At 51.8% G+C, this 21,093-nt stretch carries 16 protein-coding genes; 12 read left to right on the forward strand and 4 right to left on the reverse strand.

Translation table 11 applies throughout. The features are described 5' to 3' along the window. Positions 1-64 precede the first annotated feature (64 nt). The 4 genes from PsAD37_RS13300 to PsAD37_RS13315 all read left to right on the forward strand — a co-directional run bounded on the left by PsAD37_RS13300 (position 65) and on the right by PsAD37_RS13315 (position 3,098). On the forward strand, positions 65-658 hold the full coding sequence (locus tag PsAD37_RS13300; protein WP_244271753.1) for a TetR/AcrR family transcriptional regulator: 594 nt from the start codon (positions 65-67) through the stop codon (positions 656-658). Between the two features lie 55 nt (positions 659-713). Further along, positions 714-1,541: a TetR/AcrR family transcriptional regulator gene (locus PsAD37_RS13305; protein WP_208991864.1), complete on the forward strand. Its 828-nt coding sequence runs from the start codon at positions 714-716 to the stop codon at positions 1,539-1,541. Between the two features lie 147 nt (positions 1,542-1,688). Further along, positions 1,689-2,312, forward strand: coding sequence for a TetR/AcrR family transcriptional regulator (locus tag PsAD37_RS13310; protein WP_275078324.1), 624 nt, complete (start codon positions 1,689-1,691; stop codon positions 2,310-2,312). Between the two features lie 222 nt (positions 2,313-2,534). Then, entirely contained in the window at positions 2,535-3,098 is a 564-nt protein-coding gene (locus PsAD37_RS13315; protein WP_063296554.1) for a TetR/AcrR family transcriptional regulator, read from the forward strand. An 18-nt stretch (positions 3,099-3,116) separates the two neighbouring features. Here the strand turns inward: PsAD37_RS13315 and PsAD37_RS13320 are convergent, their stop codons facing one another. Then, positions 3,117-3,734, reverse strand: a complete 618-nt coding sequence (locus tag PsAD37_RS13320) for an HAD family hydrolase (RefSeq protein WP_063296555.1) — start codon at positions 3,732-3,734, stop codon at positions 3,117-3,119. A 223-nt stretch (positions 3,735-3,957) separates the two neighbouring features. Between PsAD37_RS13320 and PsAD37_RS13325 the strand changes: the two genes are divergently transcribed. Both PsAD37_RS13325 and PsAD37_RS13330 read left to right on the forward strand, forming a co-directional pair. After that, entirely contained in the window at positions 3,958-6,051 is a 2,094-nt protein-coding gene (locus PsAD37_RS13325; RefSeq protein ID WP_063296556.1) for a molybdopterin-dependent oxidoreductase, read from the forward strand. A gap of 237 nt (positions 6,052-6,288) precedes the next feature. Continuing rightward, a complete protein-coding gene (locus PsAD37_RS13330) occupies positions 6,289-7,569 on the forward strand; it encodes a hypothetical protein (RefSeq protein ID WP_063296557.1) in 1,281 nt (426 codons plus the stop codon). Between the two features lie 158 nt (positions 7,570-7,727). On the opposite strand, the gene purN is transcribed toward PsAD37_RS13330, so the two are convergent. Next, positions 7,728-8,381 (reverse strand): phosphoribosylglycinamide formyltransferase, encoded by a 654-nt coding sequence (purN, locus tag PsAD37_RS13335; protein WP_063296558.1) that lies wholly within the window; start codon positions 8,379-8,381, stop codon positions 7,728-7,730. Next, a complete protein-coding gene (gene purM, locus PsAD37_RS13340) occupies positions 8,378-9,463 on the reverse strand; it encodes a phosphoribosylformylglycinamidine cyclo-ligase (RefSeq protein WP_063291875.1) in 1,086 nt (361 codons plus the stop codon). Before purM ends, purN begins: the two co-directional genes overlap by 4 nt. A gap of 406 nt (positions 9,464-9,869) precedes the next feature. Here purM and PsAD37_RS13345 point away from each other — a divergent pair, with 406 nt between their 5' ends. The 4 genes from PsAD37_RS13345 (at position 9,870) to PsAD37_RS13360 (ending at position 15,661) form a co-directional block, all read left to right on the forward strand. Beyond that, positions 9,870-10,961, forward strand: a complete 1,092-nt coding sequence (locus tag PsAD37_RS13345; RefSeq protein ID WP_063296559.1) for an AI-2E family transporter — start codon at positions 9,870-9,872, stop codon at positions 10,959-10,961. Further along, positions 10,958-11,638, forward strand: a complete 681-nt coding sequence (locus PsAD37_RS13350) for a DnaA ATPase domain-containing protein (RefSeq protein WP_063296560.1) — start codon at positions 10,958-10,960, stop codon at positions 11,636-11,638. Before PsAD37_RS13345 ends, PsAD37_RS13350 begins: the two co-directional genes overlap by 4 nt. Before the next feature lie 308 nt (positions 11,639-11,946). Beyond that, positions 11,947-14,160 carry an RNA degradosome polyphosphate kinase gene (locus tag PsAD37_RS13355; RefSeq protein ID WP_208991869.1) on the forward strand — a complete coding sequence of 738 codons (2,214 nt, stop codon included), beginning with the start codon at positions 11,947-11,949 and terminating at the stop codon, positions 14,158-14,160. Next, positions 14,138-15,661 carry a Ppx/GppA phosphatase family protein gene (locus PsAD37_RS13360; protein WP_084407776.1) on the forward strand — a complete coding sequence of 508 codons (1,524 nt, stop codon included), beginning with the start codon at positions 14,138-14,140 and terminating at the stop codon, positions 15,659-15,661. Before PsAD37_RS13355 ends, PsAD37_RS13360 begins: the two co-directional genes overlap by 23 nt. A 93-nt stretch (positions 15,662-15,754) precedes the next feature. Here the strand turns inward: PsAD37_RS13360 and rnd are convergent, their stop codons facing one another. Then, entirely contained in the window at positions 15,755-16,978 is a 1,224-nt protein-coding gene (rnd, locus tag PsAD37_RS13365) for a ribonuclease D (RefSeq protein WP_063288472.1), read from the reverse strand. A gap of 297 nt (positions 16,979-17,275) precedes the next feature. Between rnd and aspS the strand changes: the two genes are divergently transcribed. Together aspS and PsAD37_RS13375 are read left to right on the forward strand one after the other, a co-directional pair. Next, positions 17,276-19,060, forward strand: a complete 1,785-nt coding sequence (gene aspS / locus PsAD37_RS13370; RefSeq protein WP_063291880.1) for an aspartate--tRNA ligase — start codon at positions 17,276-17,278, stop codon at positions 19,058-19,060. A gap of 155 nt (positions 19,061-19,215) precedes the next feature. Beyond that, positions 19,216-21,021, forward strand: a complete 1,806-nt coding sequence (locus PsAD37_RS13375; protein ID WP_063296562.1) for an ABC transporter ATP-binding protein — start codon at positions 19,216-19,218, stop codon at positions 21,019-21,021. Positions 21,022-21,093: the final 72 nt, after the last annotated feature.

Genomic DNA, 21,093 nt, shown 5'->3' on the forward strand with positions numbered 1-21,093 from the left:
ATTAATAATCAGTTGTTCTTTATCCATGGCCGCGTAATATGTACTTATGCCTATAAAGGATGAAATGCACGTGGAAACAATATCTCCGGACATAGAGGCCATGTTGGAAGCCTCGGTCAAAATGTTTTGGAAGCGCGGCTATGATGCCACTTCCCTAGATGATGTCGTGGACGCTATGGGTGTTCCTCATGAGTTCGTAGAAGGGGCATTTTCCAATAAGGAAGAACTCTATGCAGCAGCCACAAGGTGGTACCTGCAAAACTATGGCCGCAGGCTGCTTTCTGGTTTTGCCATGCATTCCAACTGCTGTGATGCCATTCGTGTCGCCCTTTACGAATGTATCGATGTGCTCTGCGATAAAACAGAGTCAGACGGATGCCTTCTGTCATCTGGCTTACTGGAGATCTCCACTCAGGATAGCATTCTGACCAGAGAGATTACTGATCTGCGCAACACCATGGTGGTTGCGATCACGCGCAAGCTTACTGATTGCAAAGAAAGCCTCAAGACCGGTACTGATATCGAAACGCTCGCCCGCTTTTATGCAGCAACCCTGCAGGGACTGGCCAGTCAATGTAAGGATGGCGCCAAAAAAGAACAGCTCTATCGCGTGGTTGATATGAGCATGAAAGTCCTGGATTCCTACCGCATCAATTAAAAGGTTATCTTTATGTTCTCTGTCGATATGAGGCTTGGAACATAGGGTGAGCATAATGAATTTTGAGGCGTCTCAGGGCACTTCAAAAGATAACCCAATCGCGATCGTTTCTAATCCTTTACAGATGGTGAAAGTTATAGGCGCAGTAAGCCCTATGTCTTTGGAATGTTGTTTCCCATGTGACCAAAACAGCGTTGAGGAGACCCTCCGACACCATATACTCGCGACCATGAGACCGTGCGATAAGATAGAAGGCGGAAACGTATCTCCTGAAGCGGAAAGGCTCTTCGACCAGTGCGTCAAAGTCTTTCTCCTTAAGGGCTACGAAACCTGCACTCTGGATGATATCGGTGAAGCAGCTGGATGCTCGGGAGACTGCGTGAAGGAACACTTCACGTCCAAGCAGGAACTCGCAGCTGCAGCTATGCGCTGGTACTACATCAAGTACAGCCGCCACATGCGCGCAGAAATGGCCATGCACCAGGACATTTACTCGGCCATGGAAGCGGTGCTGTTTGCCTTCATCGAAATCAGCTGCGATCAGGTCCATGCCAATAAAGGCCTGTTTGTCCGCACGTTCATTGACATTTCCAACGTTGATGAGTTCGTCAAAAACTCCTTCGAGGAACTGCAGGATGATTGGGAACATCAGGTTCTCGACAAGTTCAAGCAGTGCAAGCTGGAGCTCAAGGACGACGCCGACATCGAGGTGTTGGCACACTACTTCCTGACAGTGATTGAAGGTCTTTATGAGCTGATCAAATACGGAACCCCGTGTGATCTGATGTACAAGGTTGCGGTTGCGAGCCTCGGCGTTTTAGAATTGCATATGAAGACCGGCCAGGCCAAGAAAAAGAAGGGCTCCAAGAAGAAATCAAAGTGAGTGCCACTGCCTTCTCACTGCCCATTGCCTTAGCTCTTTACAGAAGATGAACGAAATCCACCAAGACGGGAGAGACCTCTTCTGTACTCATTTCCCATAGCGGGAGAACGAGATTGCTGCCCCCCACCCAAAACGTATACTGGCGCCATGTCCTCATTAGATCCCATACGCGATGGTGAATTGTCACCTGAACTCGAAACCGCCTTAGATTCCTGCGTGAAGGTTTTTATGCTGCAAGGGTTCCAGCATTCCACATTAGAAGACCTTGCTGTTGCAAGTGGCACATCAAGGAACTTTATCGAGAAGCATTTTGCCACCAAGGAGCAGTTTTGTGCAGCGGCCTTACGCTGGTACTTCTCCAAATTCTATCGCCAGCTCCGGTCCGTTCTCGCGCTCCACTCAGAGCTGTATCCGGCAGTTGAAGCCGTCCTTTACGAGTTTATTGAACTCTCCCGAGAGCAATATGATGCTGGCACGGCCATGCGGTTCCATACCCTCATGGACATCGCAGAGCTGGACCCGGAATTGTCGGAGGAGCTGCGCAAGATGAAGCTCGAGGGCATGGAGCACTTCATCTACAAATTCACCCAGTGCAAAGGCGAGCTTCAAACCGATGACGAAGCCACATCACTGGCCAAATTCTATACAACGGTGTTTGAAGGCCTCTCCATCATGGTACAGCATGGCATGTCCCATGAAGATCTATACAGCATGGCAAACCTGAGCCTGGAAGTGCTCGCCAATCACCTGAAAAAAGGCATCAACTTCTGAGGCGTTCCTAAGAAGAACGATGACTGTTTTTCAGATGAAGACATGTAAGAACTGAAGACACAAAATCACGACGCATCAGGTTCAAATCCTTCCATTGCTTTTAAAGGTCTCTTTGCATTGGCATGGTTCTTCATTGCAGACCCGACACTGCGCTCATATATTAGAATGGCGTTCTAACTTGGGATAGAGCGATACTCTGGTTAGGGTTGGAATGGTGTTCTAGTGGCCAATGAAAACAACAGATATCAATCCATACTGGATGCGGCGCTGGAGTTGTTCCTGGCGCAAGGCTACACAAGCACCTCGATTGCGCAAATCCGCAATAAAAGCGGAGCGACGACCGGTAGCATCTATCACTTCTTCAAGGGAAAGCCGGATATTGCCGTCGCGCTATGGGATCAGGCCGTCGCCGGTTGGACCAGAGAGACACGCAACACGCCTCAAACCGCAAGCGCTGAAGACACCATCAAAGCCTCCGTCAATGGCTTGCTGCGGTGGGGCAGTGCCAATCCTGACCTGTTTCGCCTCTTTGAGGAGCTGAAGGTCAAAGCCCAGACGGAAGATGAGTTCGAAACCATCAAACAACAGATGGAGAACGTTCATTTGCAGGGGGAGGCGCTCTATGCCACCTGGCAAGTGCTGGGAGCTGTGAAACCCATTCCGTGGTCTGTTGCGTCCGCGCTCATCGTAGGTCCAGCCTATACGCTCTTAAGCACAGAGCGGGTTGTCTCGGATAAAGACAGAGCCTTTCTGGTGAAGATGGCATGGGAAGCGGTTAAGAAGTAAGAGACCTGCCAGTAAGCCTTAAAACGACCCCAGCACCTTGATGATCTGCTCGCGGGTGTTGGGAGTAAAATGCAGCGCCCGCCACCCCATGTCTAACGCGGACATAATGTTCTCTTCCCGGTCATCAATCAAAAGCATTCGGTTGGCGGGAACCTTAAGGGCCTTGGTAACATGCATGAAAAACTCGGCGCTGGGCTTGACCACACCCATACGCCCGGAGGCAGACACCGTTTCCACACGATCCTTGTAGCCCATCTGCTCTTCGATATAGCGCGTGCGCCGCGCCCCGTTGTTGGTCGCGATCACTTGCCGGACATGGGTCTTGGTAAGCTTGCGCATTAAGGCCAGCAGGTCAAAGTCTGGGTGGGCGTCCTTTTTAAACCAGTACAGCAGGAAATGATCAAGGTCGCCGGGATAGCCCGTCTTATCCGCCCATCGGGAGAGAAGGCTTCTGAGATCTTCATGCCCAACCAGAACCTCTTTAAAGTCATCCGTAAACATCTCCTGAGCAAAGGTGTGCCATGAGATGCCAAGATCCTCTTCAAACTGCTGCACCCAGATAAAGCGGTCATTGATAATGTTACGATTGAGAACTCCGTCAAAATCCCACGCAATTACGTCGATATCCTGCAACATGGACTGCCTCAAGCTTCAAACCATTCCCTATGAAAGACCAGAACAGGCACCTCTTGCAAGCATTAGGAAGCACAGGAACACCGCAAAGACCGCGCAGGACCTCAAGAAATCGTCAATTCAAGAATTTTTTGCCTGCGCTTTCTTGACAATTTGAGTGTTACCCGCGATCTGTCTGTGCAACGAGAACAAGTCTAGAACACCAGTTTTATTGAGTACGCCACGCATGTCTAAGCCCGAAAAACCACAAAGGTTTGCCTCCGCATGTCCTCACGATTGCCCATCCACCTGTGCAATCGAGGTCGAAGTACATGCAGATGGGCGTGTAGGCCGTATTCATGGTGCGCGTGACAACGATTACACCGCTGGCGTCATCTGCGCCAAAGTCGCCCGCTATTCCGAGCGCCTCCATCACCCGGACCGCCTGACCAAGCCTTTGCGCCGCACAGGCCCCAAAGGCTCCGGTCAGTTCGAAGAGATCAGCTGGGAAGAGGCACTACAAGAAGTCTCTGAGAAATTCTTGGAGGCTGAGAAGAAACACGGCCCGCAAACCGTCTGGCCTTACTTCTTTGCCGGCACCATGGGTCTTGTTCAGCGCGACAGCATCAACCGCCTGCGCAATGCCAAAAGCTACTCCGGCATGTACCAGACCTTCTGCACCAACATGGCGTGGACAGGATATATCGCAGGCACCGGCAAGCTCGCTGGGCCGGACCCGCGCGAAATGGCACTTGCCGATGCTGTGGTGATCTGGGGAACAAACCCGGTGGCGACACAGGTCAACGTCATGACCCACGCCATTAAAGCTCGCAAGACCCGTAAAGCCAAGATCGTTGTCATCGACGTCTATAAGACCGAGACCATGAAACAGGCAGACATCGGTCTTGTCCTGAAGCCGGGCTCCGATGCCGCGCTCGCGTGTGCTGTCATGCACGTCCTGTTCCGTGATGGCTATGCCGACCGCGCCTACATGGAAAAATACGCCGACGCGCCTCAGGAACTGGAAGAACACCTGAAGACCCGCAGCCCACAATGGGCCAGCGAGATCACAGGTCTTTCCGTTGAGCAAATCGAAGAACTCGCAAAGCTGGTTGGCGAAACAAGGAAAACCTATTTCCGTCTTGGTTACGGCTTTACCCGCCAGCGCAACGGCGTGGTCTCCATGCACGCTGCCAGCTGCATCGCGGTAGTTGGCGGTCATTACCAATATGAGGGCGGCGGCGCGTTTCATAACAACGGTGCCATCTACGGCCTTAACATGGCCATGGTCGAAGCCCACTCGCTCCACGACAGCTCCATCCGCAAACTCGACATGTCTCAGGTAGGCCGCGTGCTTACTGGCGACAGCGAAGCGCTCATGGACGGCCCACCAGTCACCGCCATGTTGATCCAAAACACCAATCCGGTGTCTGTTGCTCCTGAGCAGACTCTCGTAAAAGAAGGCTTTGCCCGCGAAGACCTGTTCACCGTGGTCCACGAGCAGTTCATGACCGAAACCGCGCTCATGGCCGATATCGTCCTGCCAGCAACCCAGTTTCTGGAACATGACGACATCTACAAAGGCGGCGGACACCAGAACCTGTTGTTCGGTCCGAAACTTGTTGATGCCCCAGGCGAAGCCAAACCAAACCTTTATGTGCTGAACGAACTCATTGAGCGCCTTGGCGGTGAAGACCACGATGCTCACAAGATGACCTCCCGCGAGCACATCGACTGGATGCTCAAGAACTCCAAGTATCCCGGTGGTCTGAATGAGCTGGAAGAAAACCGCTGGCTCGATTGTCAGCCGGACTTTGCCGAAGCCCACTACATAAACGGTTTTGGCTATGAAGACGGCAAGTTCCGCTTCAAGCCGGACTGGGCGAAGGTGCCTGCACCAAACAACGGCCCAATGGGCCCATGGCAGCAAATGCCAGTCTTGCCGGATCATTGGGACATCAATGAGATGCCGACCAAGGACTATCCATTCCGCCTCGCCACATCTCCCTCACGCTCGTTCCTGAACTCTACGTTCAATGAGACACCAAGCACCGTGAAGAAGGAAGGCCGTCCAACAGCCATGCTGCACACCGACGATGCAGCCGCGCTGGGCGTGGAGGAGGGCGACAAGATCATCCTCTCCAATCGCCGCGGCGAAGTCATCCTGCACGCTTCCGTGGGCGATCGTCCTCAAAAGGGCACACTCATCGCAGAAGGCATCTGGCCCAACGCAGCGCACGAAGGTGGAAACGGCATCAACACCCTCACCAGCGCCGATCAGACAGCACCGTTCGGCGGCGCTGCCTTCCACGACATCCACATCGCGGTGCGCAAAGCGTAAGGCAGATATCCTTGGCCTATTGAAGGGGACGATACCGCTCTTTCAATAGGCATGGACGACAAAAGTGATGATTTTCCTCAGTTCACAAAAATTGAACGCATATGTGAACGAAAAAGAGCCCTCAAAGTACTAAGCGACACTCTTAACTCCGACAGGAATCGTAAAGTAGTTCCACTTAGCGAGTTCTGACTGAATTTGATAACTCTGCGTCAAATTCATAATAATAAAGGGTGTGCAATGAGCGGATTAACTATTGGTAACTCTAGTAATTTTCACGGTGCTGTTGAAAATCTGGTAAATCAGGCTCGTGTCGAGCATGCAACCTCGTTAAATCTAAATACTGACGACTTGATCGTTTCTATTGGCAGTAAACAAGGCAACCCGCAGACAGGGGAACGGATTTACTCTGTTGTGGTTGACACGCCGCAGCACAAACGCGGTTTGGGAGATAATCTTAAATCTGCAGCAAGTGCGTTGTCGCATGGCCGCCTTGCCAATGTGAAGCAATCTCTCTCCGACGCGACAAAAAACATCGGGAACCTCCTGGGACGAACCCAAAGTGCTCCAGAACAAGCGAAAAACAACTGGGCTCCCTTTCTGGAACTCGCAGAGCAGACGATTGCAGACACAATAAAGCACGCTTCACCCGGAACCGAGCGTGTCGTCGATTTGAAAGCCATGATGGCCGCAATTCAATCGAGCGTTTTTGATAGCACTGAGTTTAACGAGCACGACGGCTCTCATCGCACACTGGCTGATGCCACCAAAGTTGATATCCGCAGCTTGAAAGCTTTGGATGTCGCGGTTGCCGGCGCCCAGAGCCGAATATTGGGTTATGCAAGCAGTATCAGAAACGCTGAGCTCTCGGGCTCTGGAGTGCAAAAAGAGAATGCGCCTATTCCGAACTCTGTGAGCGACGCTCCCCGTGTGCAGCAACCGCCTCTTTACGACATTCCACGCCAGCCACCACAACCCTTATACGATACCCCGCGTCCACACCCGCATCATTACGATACTCCGCGGCCACAAAACCCATACGATCATCTCAAGCCGGAGGCGACTGTTGAACCAACATACGCGCAGGTGAACACTGGGACGGTCTTCCAGAATGTAGAAGCACGAAATCTGGGTGAGCAAACGCAGAGCTACTCCGCACGCCGCACTCTGGAGATTTCAAATGGTAATTTGGGAACCAACTTCCAAACCCTGGACGAGCTAAATGATTTCATGGAGGGCAAAGAAGCCTACATCGACGGCTATATGGCTCAACTGCAGACATCAGGAGAGTTCAAAACCTTCGAAACATATTTTGCTCAGTTCAACGTATCAGTCACTAACGAGCCTCAGCAGGTACCACCACCAGTGGGGCCAACAGTCACCTATGCTGATTTGCAAACAGGACCTGATGAAGATGGTATCGAGCAATCTGATGTTCAGACGGAGCGCAGCGCAAAGAGCCAGCCTCAAATGGTAAAACTCGAAGATTTGGTTTTGCAAGAGGGTGAACTTCGGATCTGACAAGTCTCACAGGCGGTAACGTAGGACTAACTCCGCTTTCAACGCAGAAAAAACGCAAATCGCGCAAACGAACGCACATAGCAACGTAAGCAAAAAAAAGGCCGGAGGCGGGAGCGCCTACGGCCTTTTTTGTGTCTCTTTAAGAGAACCTTATCTCATTAACAAATAAGGCTTTTATCGTCCTGCTTGGCACCTTCAATCTTCACGCGGAAGCCATCAACGGAAGCTCTGCCACTGGCCACAGCCTCCAATGCCTTGGGATAGATCTCATGCTCAACAGCCAGCACACGCGCTGCCAGATCATCCGGGTTATCCCCGTCCAGAACGGGGACAGCTCCCTGCGCGATGATCGGACCCACATCCATTTCCGCTGTTACAAAATGCACAGTCGCCCCATGAATGCGAACGCCTTCCTTCAACGCCCGCTCATGAGTATGCAGACCTGGGAAGCTCGGCAGCAGAGCAGGGTGGATGTTGATCATCCGGCCTTGCCACTGGCTCACAAACCACGGCGTCAGCAAACGTAAAAAGCCAGCCAGAACAAGAAGTTCAACATTGTTCTCTAACAGCTTGGCATGCAGGTCACGCTCAAAAGCTTCGCGGTCCTTGCCATAAAGCTTGTGGTCCAGCGCAAAGGTCGCAAAGCCTTCGTCAGAGGCACGTTCCAACCCTTTTGCGTCTGGCCGATTAGACCCAACCACAACGATTTCCGCTGGATAATCAGGGGCTTTTGCTGCCTCAATAAGAGACAGCATATTGGAGCCACGCCCTGAAATCAAAACACCAACGCGTTTCTTAGGCTGCGTGCTCATTTGGCAAAACCCAGTGAGCCATCAAACACAACCTGCTCAGCTCCATCCTGAGCAGCTTCCAGTTTGCCAAGCGTCACAACAGTTTCGCCTTCACGCTCAAGCACGTCGCGAACAGCATCCGCTTTGTCTGCCGCAACCGCGACCACCATGCCAACACCACAGTTGAAGGTGCGCAGCATTTCAAACTGTTCAATGCCGCCAGCTTTTGAGAGCCAGCCAAACACAGCAGGGGAGGAAATAGCAGAAAGATCGATCCGTGCAGCAAGCCCGTCAGGCAGAACACGCGGCAGGTTCTCAGGAAGGCCACCACCAGTGATGTGAGCCAAGGCTTTGATGCCATTGGTTTCTTTGATCGCGGCCAGCAACGGCTTCACATAAATGCGGGTCGGTTCCATCAGCGCTTCGCCAAGCGTTTTGTCTGCATCAAACGGAGCTTTGTCAGCCCATGTCAGACCGGAAACCTCAACGATCTTGCGAACCAGAGAGAAGCCGTTGGAATGCACACCGGAGGAAGCCAGACCAAGCAAAACGTCGCCTTCGCCAATATCTTTGGACGGCAGCAGTGTTCCGCGTTCAGCCGCGCCAACGGAAAATCCAGCCAGATCATAATCACCAGCCGCATACATGCCCGGCATTTCAGCTGTTTCACCGCCGATCAGCGCAGCGCCGGAGATTTTACAGCCCTCTGCAATCCCCGCCACAACATCGGTCGCCATATCCACGTCCAGCGCGCCAGTGGCAAAATAATCAAGGAAGAACAGTGGCTCAGCGCCTTGCACCACAAGATCGTTCACACACATGGCAACCAGATCAATCCCCACACCGCTATGCACGTTGGTGTCGATGGCAATCTTAAGCTTGGTGCCCACGCCATCATTGGCTGCCACAAGAACAGGGTCTTTAAATCCAGCGCCTTTCAAATCAAAAAGACCGCCAAAGCCGCCAATGTCACTGTCAGCACCCGGGCGACGCGTTGCTTTAACCAGTGGGCTGATCCGTTTGACCAGTGCGTTCCCGGCGTCGATATCGACCCCCGCTTGTGAATAGGTAAGGCCGTTATTACCGTTCTGGTCCTGGCTCATGGATACTGCTCCGCATCATCAAGAGTATAGCGGCATGACCGCCTATGTAATTTGGCGGCATAAAAACAAAACTGTAGGGAATTGCAAGGCCGAAAGGGGAAGGAAACCACGCTGGTATCTCAGAAAAACGCAGATCTGTGCAGAACCAGCTAAGCTTTTGCGAATTAATGGAGCTTTGAAAAACTCTTCATTCAGGAGAAACTTTTTCACTCCTCTCAAAGATACTCCGAAATTAAGCGGGCGAAAAGGTGGAGTAGCTACTCTGGCAAACCTGATGCTGCGACTTGACGTAATCAACCTATGGAAACTACAACCATCTTAAATTTTAAAGATGCCTCTGTGAGTGACCGCGCTGCCGCATAACAGGCAAGCTGATGGGCTCCATGCCTCCACCTGGAGATAGTTTATGAGTACAAACAAACGGTTATTCTTCTGGTTGCTGGCTTTTACAGCCTTCATCCTGTTCTTGTCGGTGTTTCAAAGCATCCTTCTACCGTTTGTCGCTGGTATGGCCTTGGCCTATCTTCTCGATCCAATTGCGGATTATCTGGAAACCCACGGGTTCGGGCGCATCTGGGCAACTGTTACGATCCTCCTGATATTCCTGATTGTTTTCACCGCAGCGCTGCTGATCCTCCTGCCAATTCTCGGCAAACAGCTGGTCGCATTTCTGGAGTACCTGCCTGAACTGGCCGGAAATCTTGAAAATTTGCTGCGCGAAAGTCTTGGGCCACAAATGGACAGACTTGCAAACCTGTCAGGCCAAACCAACAAAATCGATTGGGGTGCCTTCGTCGGACAGGCCGCAAACTTCGTTGGCGGACTGCTGTCTTCCATCTGGAGCGGCGGGCAAGCACTTATTTCTATCATCGGTCTTGCTGTGGTAACACCAGTTGTCGCGTTCTATCTCTTGCTCGACTGGGACAACATGATCGAACGCATCGACAGCTGGCTGCCACGAGACTACCAGCAAACCATCCGCGCACTGGCAAGCGATATGGATTCAGTTGTCGCCGGGTTTGTTCGCGGGCAGGTGATGATGTGCCTGATACTGGGCACCTTCTACGCTGTCGCTCTGTTACTTGTTGGCCTGAAATTTGGCCTGTTGATCGGCCTTACGGCGGGCTTGATCAGCTTCATTCCTTATGTCGGCGCGATTGTCGGCTTCGGTCTGTCAATTGGTGTTGCTTTGGTCCAGTTCTGGCCTGATTATTTCATGATCGGAGCGGTGCTGGGCGTGTTTGTTGTTGGTCAGTTCCTGGAGGGAAACGTCCTTCAGCCCAAACTTTTAGGTGGAAGTGTCGGTCTTCACCCTGTCTGGCTCATGTTTGCACTGTTCGCTTTTGGTTCTTTAATGGGATTTGTGGGGATGTTGATAGCAATTCCAGCTGCAGCAGTGGTTGGGGTACTAGCAAGATTTGCTCTCAGGCAATATCTTGCTAGTTCGCTATATGCAGGTCACTACAAAAATACCAATAAGACGGAAGGACTGGAATGACAGGATCGACAGGGCCACAACAATTGCCTTTGGTCTTGCCCCATGAGGAGGCTTTGGGGGTTGATGATTATCTGGTTTCAACGTCAAATCAGGCTGCATTCAATCTGATTACCAATTGGCCGGAGTGGCCATCTCCGATCGTGACCCTGCAAGGGCCGATCGGATCGGGTAAAACACATCTGGTCAACGCATGGCAGGAGCTCAGCGGAGCTCAGATCGTGGGCGGAGATGAACTGGAATTTCTCGACCTGACGGCATTGGCAGAAGCCGGGCCAGTCGCGGTGGAAGACCTGCATGCAGGTTTTGATGAAGCATCTTTGTTCCATCTGTTCAACGCAGTACGCCTGACCGGTGGCAACATGTTGATGACCACCCGTGAGTGGCCAAACACGTTTGACCTTAAAACCAAGGATCTGGCGTCCCGTTTTCGGGCGGCAACCCCGGTGCAGGTGGAAGAGCCGGACGACATGCTGCTCGCAATGGTCATGACCAAACATTTTTCAGATCGTCAGGTAACTGTTGACTCCAGTGTGATAGATTACCTCGTGATAAGAATTGAACGGTCACTGGATGCAGCACGCAACGTTGTAGACATGCTGGACAGACACGCATTGGCGAAGGGCCGAAAGATCTCCCGCGTCATGGCCTCCAAAATACTGGAGAGCATGGGCGAGTAGGCACCAAGGCGTATCTCCGAAAAGTGGTTGTCGGTTTTCGGCTCAAGATATGCCACTAGAAAAGGCGTATCTCCGAAAAGCAGTTGCCGGTTTTCGGCTCCAGATACGCTTGTAAATATTGCTTAGTGCTTGCTGCTGCACTGCAACATGCTCTAAGCTTTATTTTCCCGTCAAAAATGTATGGTCTAAATGACCAGAATCATACAACGGCCAGCGCAATCGCCAGATAATTTAAGGGCGAGGTGCGCCCATACAGGCGACCCGGTCCACGGGCTGCGGAGGTACATGGAATGAATGAGTTTACGGAAATGAACGCTTTGGAAGACGAGACCACTGACACCGCAGATTTTGAGGTGAGTGCAGGGCTGGCTCTGATGCAAAAACCGGAGCGTTTTGTAAACCGTGAACTCTCGTGGTTGCAGTTCAACCGCCGTGTTCTGGAAGAATCCATGAACCCGAGCCATCCGCTTTTGGAGCGGCTTCGGTTCCTGTCCATCTCTGCCAACAACCTTGATGAGTTCTTCATGGTGCGTGTTGCTGGCCTGCGCGGTCAGCAGCGAGCGGATGTGACCACAATTTCCGATGATGGTCTGACCTCGACGGAACAGCTGGAGCAAATCTCTGTTGAGGTAAGTAAGCTTCAAAGTGAGCAGCAAGCCCGCTTCCGCCAACTGCGCTCTGAGCTGGCTGATGAAGGTATCTTCATCGTTGAAGCGCAGAACATGAGCCAGTCTGAAACGGATTGGCTGGAAGACTACTTCCTTCAGCATATTTTCCCGGTTCTGACCCCGTTGGCTATTGATCCAGCTCATCCTTTCCCGTTCATCCCAAATCTGGGCTTTTCGCTGATCCTGGATCTGCGTCCGGTGGATGGAGGCGCAGGTATGACTGCGCTGCTGCGTATGCCAAGCCAGATTGGCCGCTTTGTTGTTCTGCCAACACCGCGTGATGCCGGGCCAAAAGCAACTCGTTTCATTCCGATTGAGACGATCATCTCGTTGTTCATCGGCAATCTCTTCCCGGGATATGAAGTTTGCGGCAAAGGCGCGTTCCGCGTATTGCGCGACTCCGATTTGGAAATAGAGGAAGAAGCGGAAGATCTGGTGCGCGTTTTTGAAACCGCCCTGAAACGCCGCCGTCGCGGGTCTGTGATCCGCATGGAAATTGACGAAAGCACACCAGAAAGTCTGCGTGCCTTCGTTGCAAATGAGCTTGAAGTCACCAAAGAGGAAACCTTCCTTGCCAACGGCCTTTTGGCGCTGAATGACCTGTCTCAGGCTGTGAACGTCAAACGCGACGATCTCAAGTTCCCGCCATACACCCCGCGCTATCCGGAACGCATCCGCGAACACGGCGGGGATTGTTTTGCAGCTATCCAACAAAAAGACATCCTCATCCACCATCCCTACGAGAGCTTCGACGTTGTCGTTCAGTTCCTCCGCCAAGCCGCTCAGGACCCGGATGTCGTCGCAATCAAACAAACGCTGTACCGCACATCCAACAACTCCCCGATCGTCAAAGCCCTTGCTGAAGCTGCAGAAGCTGGCAAATCCGTCACCGCACTTGTCGAACTCAAAGCTCGTTTTGACGAAGAAGCCAACATCCGTTGGGCGCGAGATCTGGAACGCGCTGGAGTACAGGTCGTCTTCGGCTTCCTTGAGCTGAAAACTCATGCGAAAGTCTCCATGGTTGTCCGCCGCGAACAGGGTGGTTTGAAAACTTACTGCCACTTCGGCACTGGCAACTACCACCCAATCACAGCACGCATCTATACCGATCTGTCCTACTTTACCGCAGAGCCAGTAATGGCACGCGATGCTGCTAAGGTGTTCAATTACATCACAGGTTACGCAGAACCGGGCGAACTGGAGCGGCTGGCCGTTTCTCCAATGAGCCTGCGCAAGCGCATCATTCAGCACACAGAAGAAGAGATTGCCCACACCAAGGCAGGTCGTCCGGGTCAGATCTGGATGAAGATGAACTCTCTGGTAGATCCAGGTGTCATTGATGCATTGTACCGTGCCAGTCAGGCAGGGGTACAAATTGATCTGGTCGTGCGCGGTATTTGCTGCTTGCGTGCCGGCGTGCCGGGGCTCTCTGACAACATCCGCGCGAAATCAATTGTGGGAAGATTTCTTGAGCACAGTCGTATCTTCTGCTTTGGCAATGGTCACGGGTTGCCCTCTGATGAAGCCCATGTCTATATCTCATCTGCGGATATGATGCCGCGCAATCTGGATCGTCGGGTCGAGACCCTTGTTCCTGTTAAAACGCCAACAGTACACAAGCAGATTCTTGATCAGATCATGGTTGCAAATCTAGAAGATAATCAACAAAGCTGGCGTCTGCTTCCAGACGGTAGTCATGAGCGCATTGTTGCAGAACCAGACGAAGATCCGTTCAACGCACACAAGTTCTTTATGACGAACCCATCTCTGTCTGGTCGTGGTAGCTCGCTACAGGGCGATAGCCCGAAACTTTTTGTAGAACGGCCAAATAGTGACAGATATCTCGACGAGTGATGAGCCTCGAGGACGATTTACAGACCCGGGACCAATAGCGATCATTGATATTGGTTCCAACTCTGTCCGTCTTGTAATTTATGAAAGACTGGCGCGTAACCCGACAGCGTTGTTCAATGAAAAAATCCTGGCAGGACTGGGGCGCGGCGTAGGCGCAACAGGTCGTCTGGGCGAAGAAAATGTCGCCACTGCACTGCGTGCACTGGTGCGGTTTCGCCGTGTTTGCGATCATGTGGGTGTCATCAAACTGCACATTCTGGCAACAGCAGCAGCTCGCGAAGCTGAAAACGGCGCCGAGTTCATTGCAAAAGTAGAAAACATCTGCCGGGCCAACGTTCAGATCCTGTCTGGCCGTGATGAGGCATTCTACTCAGCAATGGGGGTTTTCTCCGGTTTCTGGCGAGCAGATGGCCTTGTTGGAGATTTGGGCGGCGGATCATTAGAGCTGGTCGACATCAGTGCTCACGGCATCGGTGACGGACGCACATTTCCGCTTGGCGGCATTCGGCTGCAGGAATCCTCAGAAAAAGATCTGGCACTGGCCAATGAGATCGCCCGTGAAGAGCTGGAAAAAGCAGACTGGCTGGGCAAGGCAAAAGACCGCAATTTTTATGCGATTGGCGGAACGTGGCGTTCACTTGGCCGTTTGCATCTGTATCAACAAGGCTATCCGCTGCACGTGATGCATGATTACACAGTGCCTGCTGAAGTCATGATTGATTTCTGCGAGCAGCTCATGCGGGATGACCTAAACAACGAGCCAAGCATTCAGGTGATCTCAAAAGCGCGTCGTGGATTGTTGCCATACGGTGCAACGGTGATGCGGCAGACCTTGTTGCATTGTCAGGCAGATCAGGTCGTCTTTTCTGCACTCGGCGTGCGGGAAGGGTACTTGTATGATCAGCTTGATGAAGACGGCAAAAAGCAAGACCCTTTGCTCACAGCAGCCCACGAGTTGGGTGTGCTGCGTGCCCGTGATCCCTCATATTCAGCCGAAGTGGTTGAGTGGAGCGAGCAGGCCATGCGTGTGGCTGGTGTGGACGAAAGCGAAGGCGAACGCCGCCTGCGCATTGCGGCCTGTCAGCTAACGGATATCGGCTGGCGTGCGCATCCGGACTACCGTGGTCAACAATCACTGAACATTATTTCTAATGGCGGGTTTGTAGGCATTGATCATGCGGGTAGGGCATATCTGGCACTGACAGTGTTCTATCGCTACGAAGGCCTGATGGATGATGCGCTTTCGCCGGCCATTCGTAGCCTGAGTAATCCACGTCTCATGAAGCTGGCACGTATGCTTGGCGCAACGTTGCGTGTTGCGGCATTGATCAGCGCTTCCATGAATGGCGTGTTGCTCAAGAGCAAGCTGTCGCTGGTGAACGACAAACTCGTACTGGCTCTCCCGGCAGAACTTGCGGACATGCAAGGGGATCGTTTGACAAAGCGCTTGAACCAACTAGGGCGCGTTATGGATCTGGAAGCCGAAGTCAGAGTGCTTTAATAAATCTGAGACAGATACAAGAAAGCCCCGACAAGTTTTGCCGGGGCTTTTCTTATTTATCAGTAAGTTATGATGAGTAGTGGATTCAAAATCTTAATCAGACTTTGGCTTGTTGTTCTTGTTGCCACCACGACGGCGAGAGCTGTTTTCAACACGCTCAACCGGTTCACCTTGTTCGCAAATGACGACCTGACGGCCATTAAAAGCAAGGCCGATTTCGCCTTTTTTCAAGCGCAGCGCATCTTCACCAAAAAGCTCTCGGCGCCAGCCGGAAAGAGCCTGAACCTGCGCATCTCCACTTGATGCAATCTTGTCCAGATCATCGACCGTCGCGATAACTTTCGGTGCCACACCAAAGCTTTCGCTCTTCATCTTCAAAAGCACCTTCAGCAAATCGACAGCTGCAGACGCTCCGTCCGGAGAAGGCCGTCCTTTTGGAACTTCTGGCAGATCGTCCTCAGAAATCTCCATAGCGCGTTTTACCGCGTTGAGAATGTCCTCAGCATGTCTGGAGCGCTCAAAACCACGTGGGATTGTGCGCAAGTGCCCCAAAGCTTCAGATGTCTGAGGCTTCTGCGTTGCAACCTCAAAAATCGCATCATCTTTGATAACGCGGCTACGAGGAATGTCACGCTTTTGCGCTTCCTGTTCGCGCCAGAAGGCCAGTTCCTTTAAAACAGCCAGATCGCGTGGTTTGCGGACGCGCAACTTCATGCGCTGCCAGGCCTTTGCAGGATCACTGCGATAGGTATCAATGGAAGACAGCGTTGCCATCTCATCTTCAACCCAGTGGTTGCGGCCCTTCTGTTCCAGTTGCTCTTTCAGGAACTGGTAGACGTCGCGCAAGTGGGTCACATCAGCCAGTGCATAAGCAAGCTGTTTGTTCGTCAATGGACGCCGGGACCAATCTGTAAACCGGGATGATTTGTCGATCCGCTCACCCGTCACTTTCGAAACCAGCTGGTCGTAGGAAACTGAATCCCCAAAGCCACAAACCATGGCTGCAACCTGACTATCGAAGAGAGGTGAAGGCACAAAGCCACCCAGATGGTAGATTATTTCAATATCTTGCCGAGCAGCATGGAACACCTTCACGATGTCCGTATTGCGCATCAATGCAAAAAAAGGTTCAAGATCCAGATCTTCAGCCAGAGCATCAACCAACACAGCATTATCTGGATTGGCAATCTGAATGACGCAGAGTTTTGGCCAGAAGGTCGTTTCCCGCAAAAACTCGGTATCAACTGTTACGAAATCTGAATTAGCAAGCTTGGCACACGCTTGCGCAAGCTCTTCTGTAGTTGTGATCATCTTCATGGTGTCAAAGTCTATAGCGTAAGCGAGCGGGCTTGTCCCTATCTAAGTTTCTCGTTTTCACATCAAGTGGTTGTAAATGTCGATTTTTGCTCTCTATGAACCAAAGGGTCGCAGCCAGAGCCTCGCGAAAACCACGTAGGTAGAGGAAACTCGGGAAATGTCCGCAAGAAACAGCGCCAAAGTTACAGACTTACTTGACTTTAGGATGCTGACATGTCTTTTCCAGCCGGATGACCTTTTGATGAGGTCAACCAGTTTCTGAATTTTATGATTCACTAGATTACCACTGAGGACGCTATGCATCGTTATCGAAGCCATACCTGCGGAGAGCTGCGGGCGAATAATGTAGGTGAAACCACTCGCCTTTCTGGCTGGGTGCACCGTGTACGCGATCACGGCGGCCTGCTGTTCATCGACTTGCGTGACCATTACGGCCTTACGCAGTGTGTTGTTGATCCGGACTCCCCAGCATTTAAACTGGCTGAAACCGTACGTTCCGAATGGTGCATCCGCATCGATGGTGACATTAAGAAGCGCTCTGACGATACCGTCAACAAGGGCCTTGGCACCGGCGAGATCGAAATTTTCATTCGTGATATGGAAGTTTTGGGCGACTCTCAAGAGCTGCCACTGCCAGTATTCGGTGAGTTGGAATACCCAGAAGATATTCGTCTGAAGTACCGTTTCCTCGACCTGCGTCGCGACACTCTGCACGCAAACCTGATGACACGGACTAAGATCATCAACTCCATGCGTCGCCGCATGAATGATGCTGAGTTTAACGAATTCCAGACACCAATTCTGACGGCTTCTTCTCCTGAAGGCGCACGCGATTTCTTGGTGCCTTCTCGTATTCACCCTGGTAAGTTTTACGCGTTGCCACAGGCTCCTCAGCAGTTCAAACAGCTGCTTATGATGTCTGGCTTTGATAAATACTTCCAGATCGCACCTTGCTTCCGTGATGAAGATCCACGCGCTGACCGTCTGCCAGGCGAGTTCTACCAGCTCGACGTGGAAATGAGCTTTGTCACTCAGGAAGACGTGCTGACCACCATGGAACCAGTTATCCGTGGTGTGTTTGATGAATTCTCTGAAGGTAAGCCAGTTACCAAAGAATTCCCACGCATTCCTTACGCAGAAGCGATCCGCAAATACGGCTCCGATAAGCCGGATCTGCGTAACCCGATCGAAATGCAGGACGTGACTGAACACTTCGCAGGCTCCGGCTTTAAAGTGTTTGCACGTATGATCGAGAGCGATCCAAAGGTTCAGGTCTGGGCAATCCCAGCTCCAAAGGGCGGTTCCCGCGCATTCTGTGATCGCATGAACTCATGGGCACAGAGCGAAGGCCAACCAGGCCTTGGTTATATCTTCTTCCGTAAAGAAGAAGACGCAATCGCCGGTGCTGGCCCAATTGCGAAAAACATCGGTACAGAGCGCACTGAAGCAGTCCGCACCCAGCTTGGTCTGGATGAAGGCGATGCGGTGTTCTTTGCGGCTGGCGATCCTAAAAAGTTCGCAGACTTCGCTGGCAAAGCGCGTACTCGCGCTGCTGAAGAGCTGAACCTGATTGATGAAGACCAGTTCGCACTGTGTTGGATTGTTGACTTCCCAATGTACGAATGGGACGAAGAAAACAAGAAAGTTGACTTCTGCCACAACCCATTCTCCATGCCAGAAGGTGGAATGGACGGCCTCAACAATGTTGAGCCTCTTGAACTGAACGCCTACCAGTACGACGTTGTCTGTAACGGTTATGAAATCGGCTCAGGCGCGATCCGTAACCACCAGGTCGAAGTCATGAAAAAAGCCTTCGAAATCGCTGGTTACGATGAAAGCCTGCTCGAAGAAAAATTCGGTGGCATGTTCCGCGCATTCCAGTACGGCGCGCCTCCACACGGCGGCATGGCTGCTGGCGTTGATCGTATCGTTATGCTGCTCGTTGGTGCAAAGAACCTGCGTGAGGTTACCTTGTTCCCAATGAACCAGCAGGCACAAGATTTGATGATGGGCGCTCCGGGCGATGTGTTCCCGGCACAGCTGCGCGATCTTCATATCCGCCTGAACTTGCCAGAAGCATAAGAGCCGCTGGCAGAAAAGCAGGTATGGCGGTTCACGTCATAATGTTATAAATCTCATGGAAGGGCGGTCGTAGATCTACGGTCGCCTTTTCATCTTCTACCGGTAGCAAATTAAGTCGTCATACTTAATTTCGCTGGAAAAGCTGAGGGTTTTAGGTGTTCGACGCCATAAGCAAAAAGCTGTTTGCGGATGAAGAGGGCGCTCCCAGCCTTATTCGCCGCCTTCTCCGAGAAAATTTCGGGCAATACAAGTTCCAATACATGATTGCGTTTGGCTTCATGATTGTAGCTGCCGGTGCCGGCGCTGGCAGTGCAGCCATCATGAAAAACGTAATCAATCAGGTCTTTATCGACCGTGACATCACCATGGTCTACATCATCTCCGGCGCGGTGATGACCATCTTTCTGACCAAAGGTATAGCGACCTATGGTCAGACTGTTGTGCTGAGCAGGATCGGTAACTCGATTGTCGCCAAGCTCCAGCGTAACATGTTTGAAAAAGTGACCCGATTGGGCGTCAGATATTTCGACCACACGACATTTGGTGATCTGGCCACACGATTTGGCCACAACACAAGCGCTGCCAGAGGCGTTATGGACCTAATTATCCTGTCCGCTGGACGGGATGTCATGTCTGTGATCGGTCTGGTCACTGTCATGGTCTGGCAGAACCCACTGCTCTCGCTCATTTCATTGGGCATTATGCCGCCAGCCGTCTATGCTGTCTCTAAGCTCGTTCGCCGTGTGAAGAAGATTGCAAAGAGCCAGTTTGTTTCTCAGACAATCATCCTTTCTCTGGTAAAGGAAATGGCTCTGGGCATTCGCGTCGTGAAGTCCTTCAACTACGAAGCAAACATGCATTCGGCGATGGACAGTGCGGTCTCCAGTGTTGAACAGCAGTCCAACAAGATTGCGAAGCTGACTGCCAGAACATCACCATTGATGGAAACTCTGGGCGGTATCGCGATTGGGATTATTATCCTCTACGGCGGTTATAGTGTAATTGCCTTGGATCAGGATCCGGGAGCATTCTTTGCCTTCATCACAGCACTTTTGCTTGCATATGAGCCAATTAAACGCCTCGCTCGCTTTCAGGTTAATCTGAATACAAAGCTTGTTGGTGTGCGCCTGATGTACGAGCTTCTGGATATGCCAGAAGAAAATCAGAGAACCTTAGACAAGCCTGACATGAAGGTCACCAAAGGACGGATCGAGTTCAAACAAGTCGAGTTCGATTATGGTGAGACGAAAGCTCTGAATGGCCTGAGTATGGTCGCAAACTCAGGTGAAGTGACTGCCCTTGTTGGTGCATCTGGAGCGGGTAAATCAACAGTCTTCTCATTGATTGAGCGTTTCTATGAAATTGATGAGGGCGGAATTCTGATCGATGATCAAGACATTCGTGACTTCAACATGGAAAGTCTGCGCAGCAATATCGCAATCGTGACACAGGATACGTTCCTATTTGATCGTACGATCAGAGAGAACATCCTTATCGGCCGTCCTGGCGCCACGGATGAGGAAGTGATTGAGGCTGCAAAGAATGCAAATGCCCACGAGTTCATCGAGAAGATGGAAAAGGGTTACGAAAGCAATGCAGGCGAGGGTGGTACACGCCTTTCCGGCGGCCAGCGTCAGCGCTTGGCGATCGCACGGGCAATGCTTTCTGACGCACCCATTCTATTGCTGGATGAAGCGACGTCTGCTTTGGATGCTGAGTCCGAAAACAAAGTACAAACCGCGCTTGCTCGGCTGATGAAGGGGCGTACCACACTCGTGATTGCGCACCGCCTTTCAACCGTTCGTGATGCGGATACGATCCATGTGTTGTCGCATGGCAAACTCTTAGAGAGCGGCACGCACGATCAGTTGTATGAGATGGATGGTTATTACAGACACCTGTGTGAACTCCAGTTCACCAACAGCAATCAAGTAACTCAAAAAGCGTCTCCGGATGCCTGATAAGGTCGACTAGAAGCGTCATCGAGCTTTTAGAAGGGCCCTTCCAGATTACAAAAAAGGCCGCTGTGATAT

It is taken from the genome of Pseudovibrio sp. Ad37 (assembly GCF_001623075.1).
Taxonomy (GTDB): domain Bacteria; phylum Pseudomonadota; class Alphaproteobacteria; order Rhizobiales; family Stappiaceae; genus Pseudovibrio.

Bases quoted from the DNA above. Each gene is read 5' to 3' on its own strand.
- rnd (WP_063288472.1), bottom strand. From the start codon at position 16,978: ATGAAGATGATCACAACTACAGAAGAGCTTGCGCAAGCGTGTGCCAAG.
- purM (WP_063291875.1), bottom strand. From the start codon at position 9,463: ATGAGCCAGGACCAGAACGGTAATAACGGCCTTACCTATTCACAAGCG.
- PsAD37_RS13355 (WP_208991869.1), top strand. From the start codon at position 11,947: ATGAACGCTTTGGAAGACGAGACCACTGACACCGCAGATTTTGAGGTG.
- PsAD37_RS13305 (WP_208991864.1), top strand. From the start codon at position 714: ATGAATTTTGAGGCGTCTCAGGGCACTTCAAAAGATAACCCAATCGCG.
- PsAD37_RS13345 (WP_063296559.1), top strand. From the start codon at position 9,870: ATGAGTACAAACAAACGGTTATTCTTCTGGTTGCTGGCTTTTACAGCC.
- PsAD37_RS13330 (WP_063296557.1), top strand. From the start codon at position 6,289: ATGAGCGGATTAACTATTGGTAACTCTAGTAATTTTCACGGTGCTGTT.
- PsAD37_RS13300 (WP_244271753.1), top strand. From the start codon at position 65: ATGCACGTGGAAACAATATCTCCGGACATAGAGGCCATGTTGGAAGCC.
- PsAD37_RS13310 (WP_275078324.1), top strand. From the start codon at position 1,689: ATGTCCTCATTAGATCCCATACGCGATGGTGAATTGTCACCTGAACTC.
- PsAD37_RS13350 (WP_063296560.1), top strand. From the start codon at position 10,958: ATGACAGGATCGACAGGGCCACAACAATTGCCTTTGGTCTTGCCCCAT.
- aspS (WP_063291880.1), top strand. From the start codon at position 17,276: ATGCATCGTTATCGAAGCCATACCTGCGGAGAGCTGCGGGCGAATAAT.
- purN (WP_063296558.1), bottom strand. From the start codon at position 8,381: ATGAGCACGCAGCCTAAGAAACGCGTTGGTGTTTTGATTTCAGGGCGT.
- PsAD37_RS13320 (WP_063296555.1), bottom strand. From the start codon at position 3,734: ATGTTGCAGGATATCGACGTAATTGCGTGGGATTTTGACGGAGTTCTC.
- PsAD37_RS13325 (WP_063296556.1), top strand. From the start codon at position 3,958: ATGTCTAAGCCCGAAAAACCACAAAGGTTTGCCTCCGCATGTCCTCAC.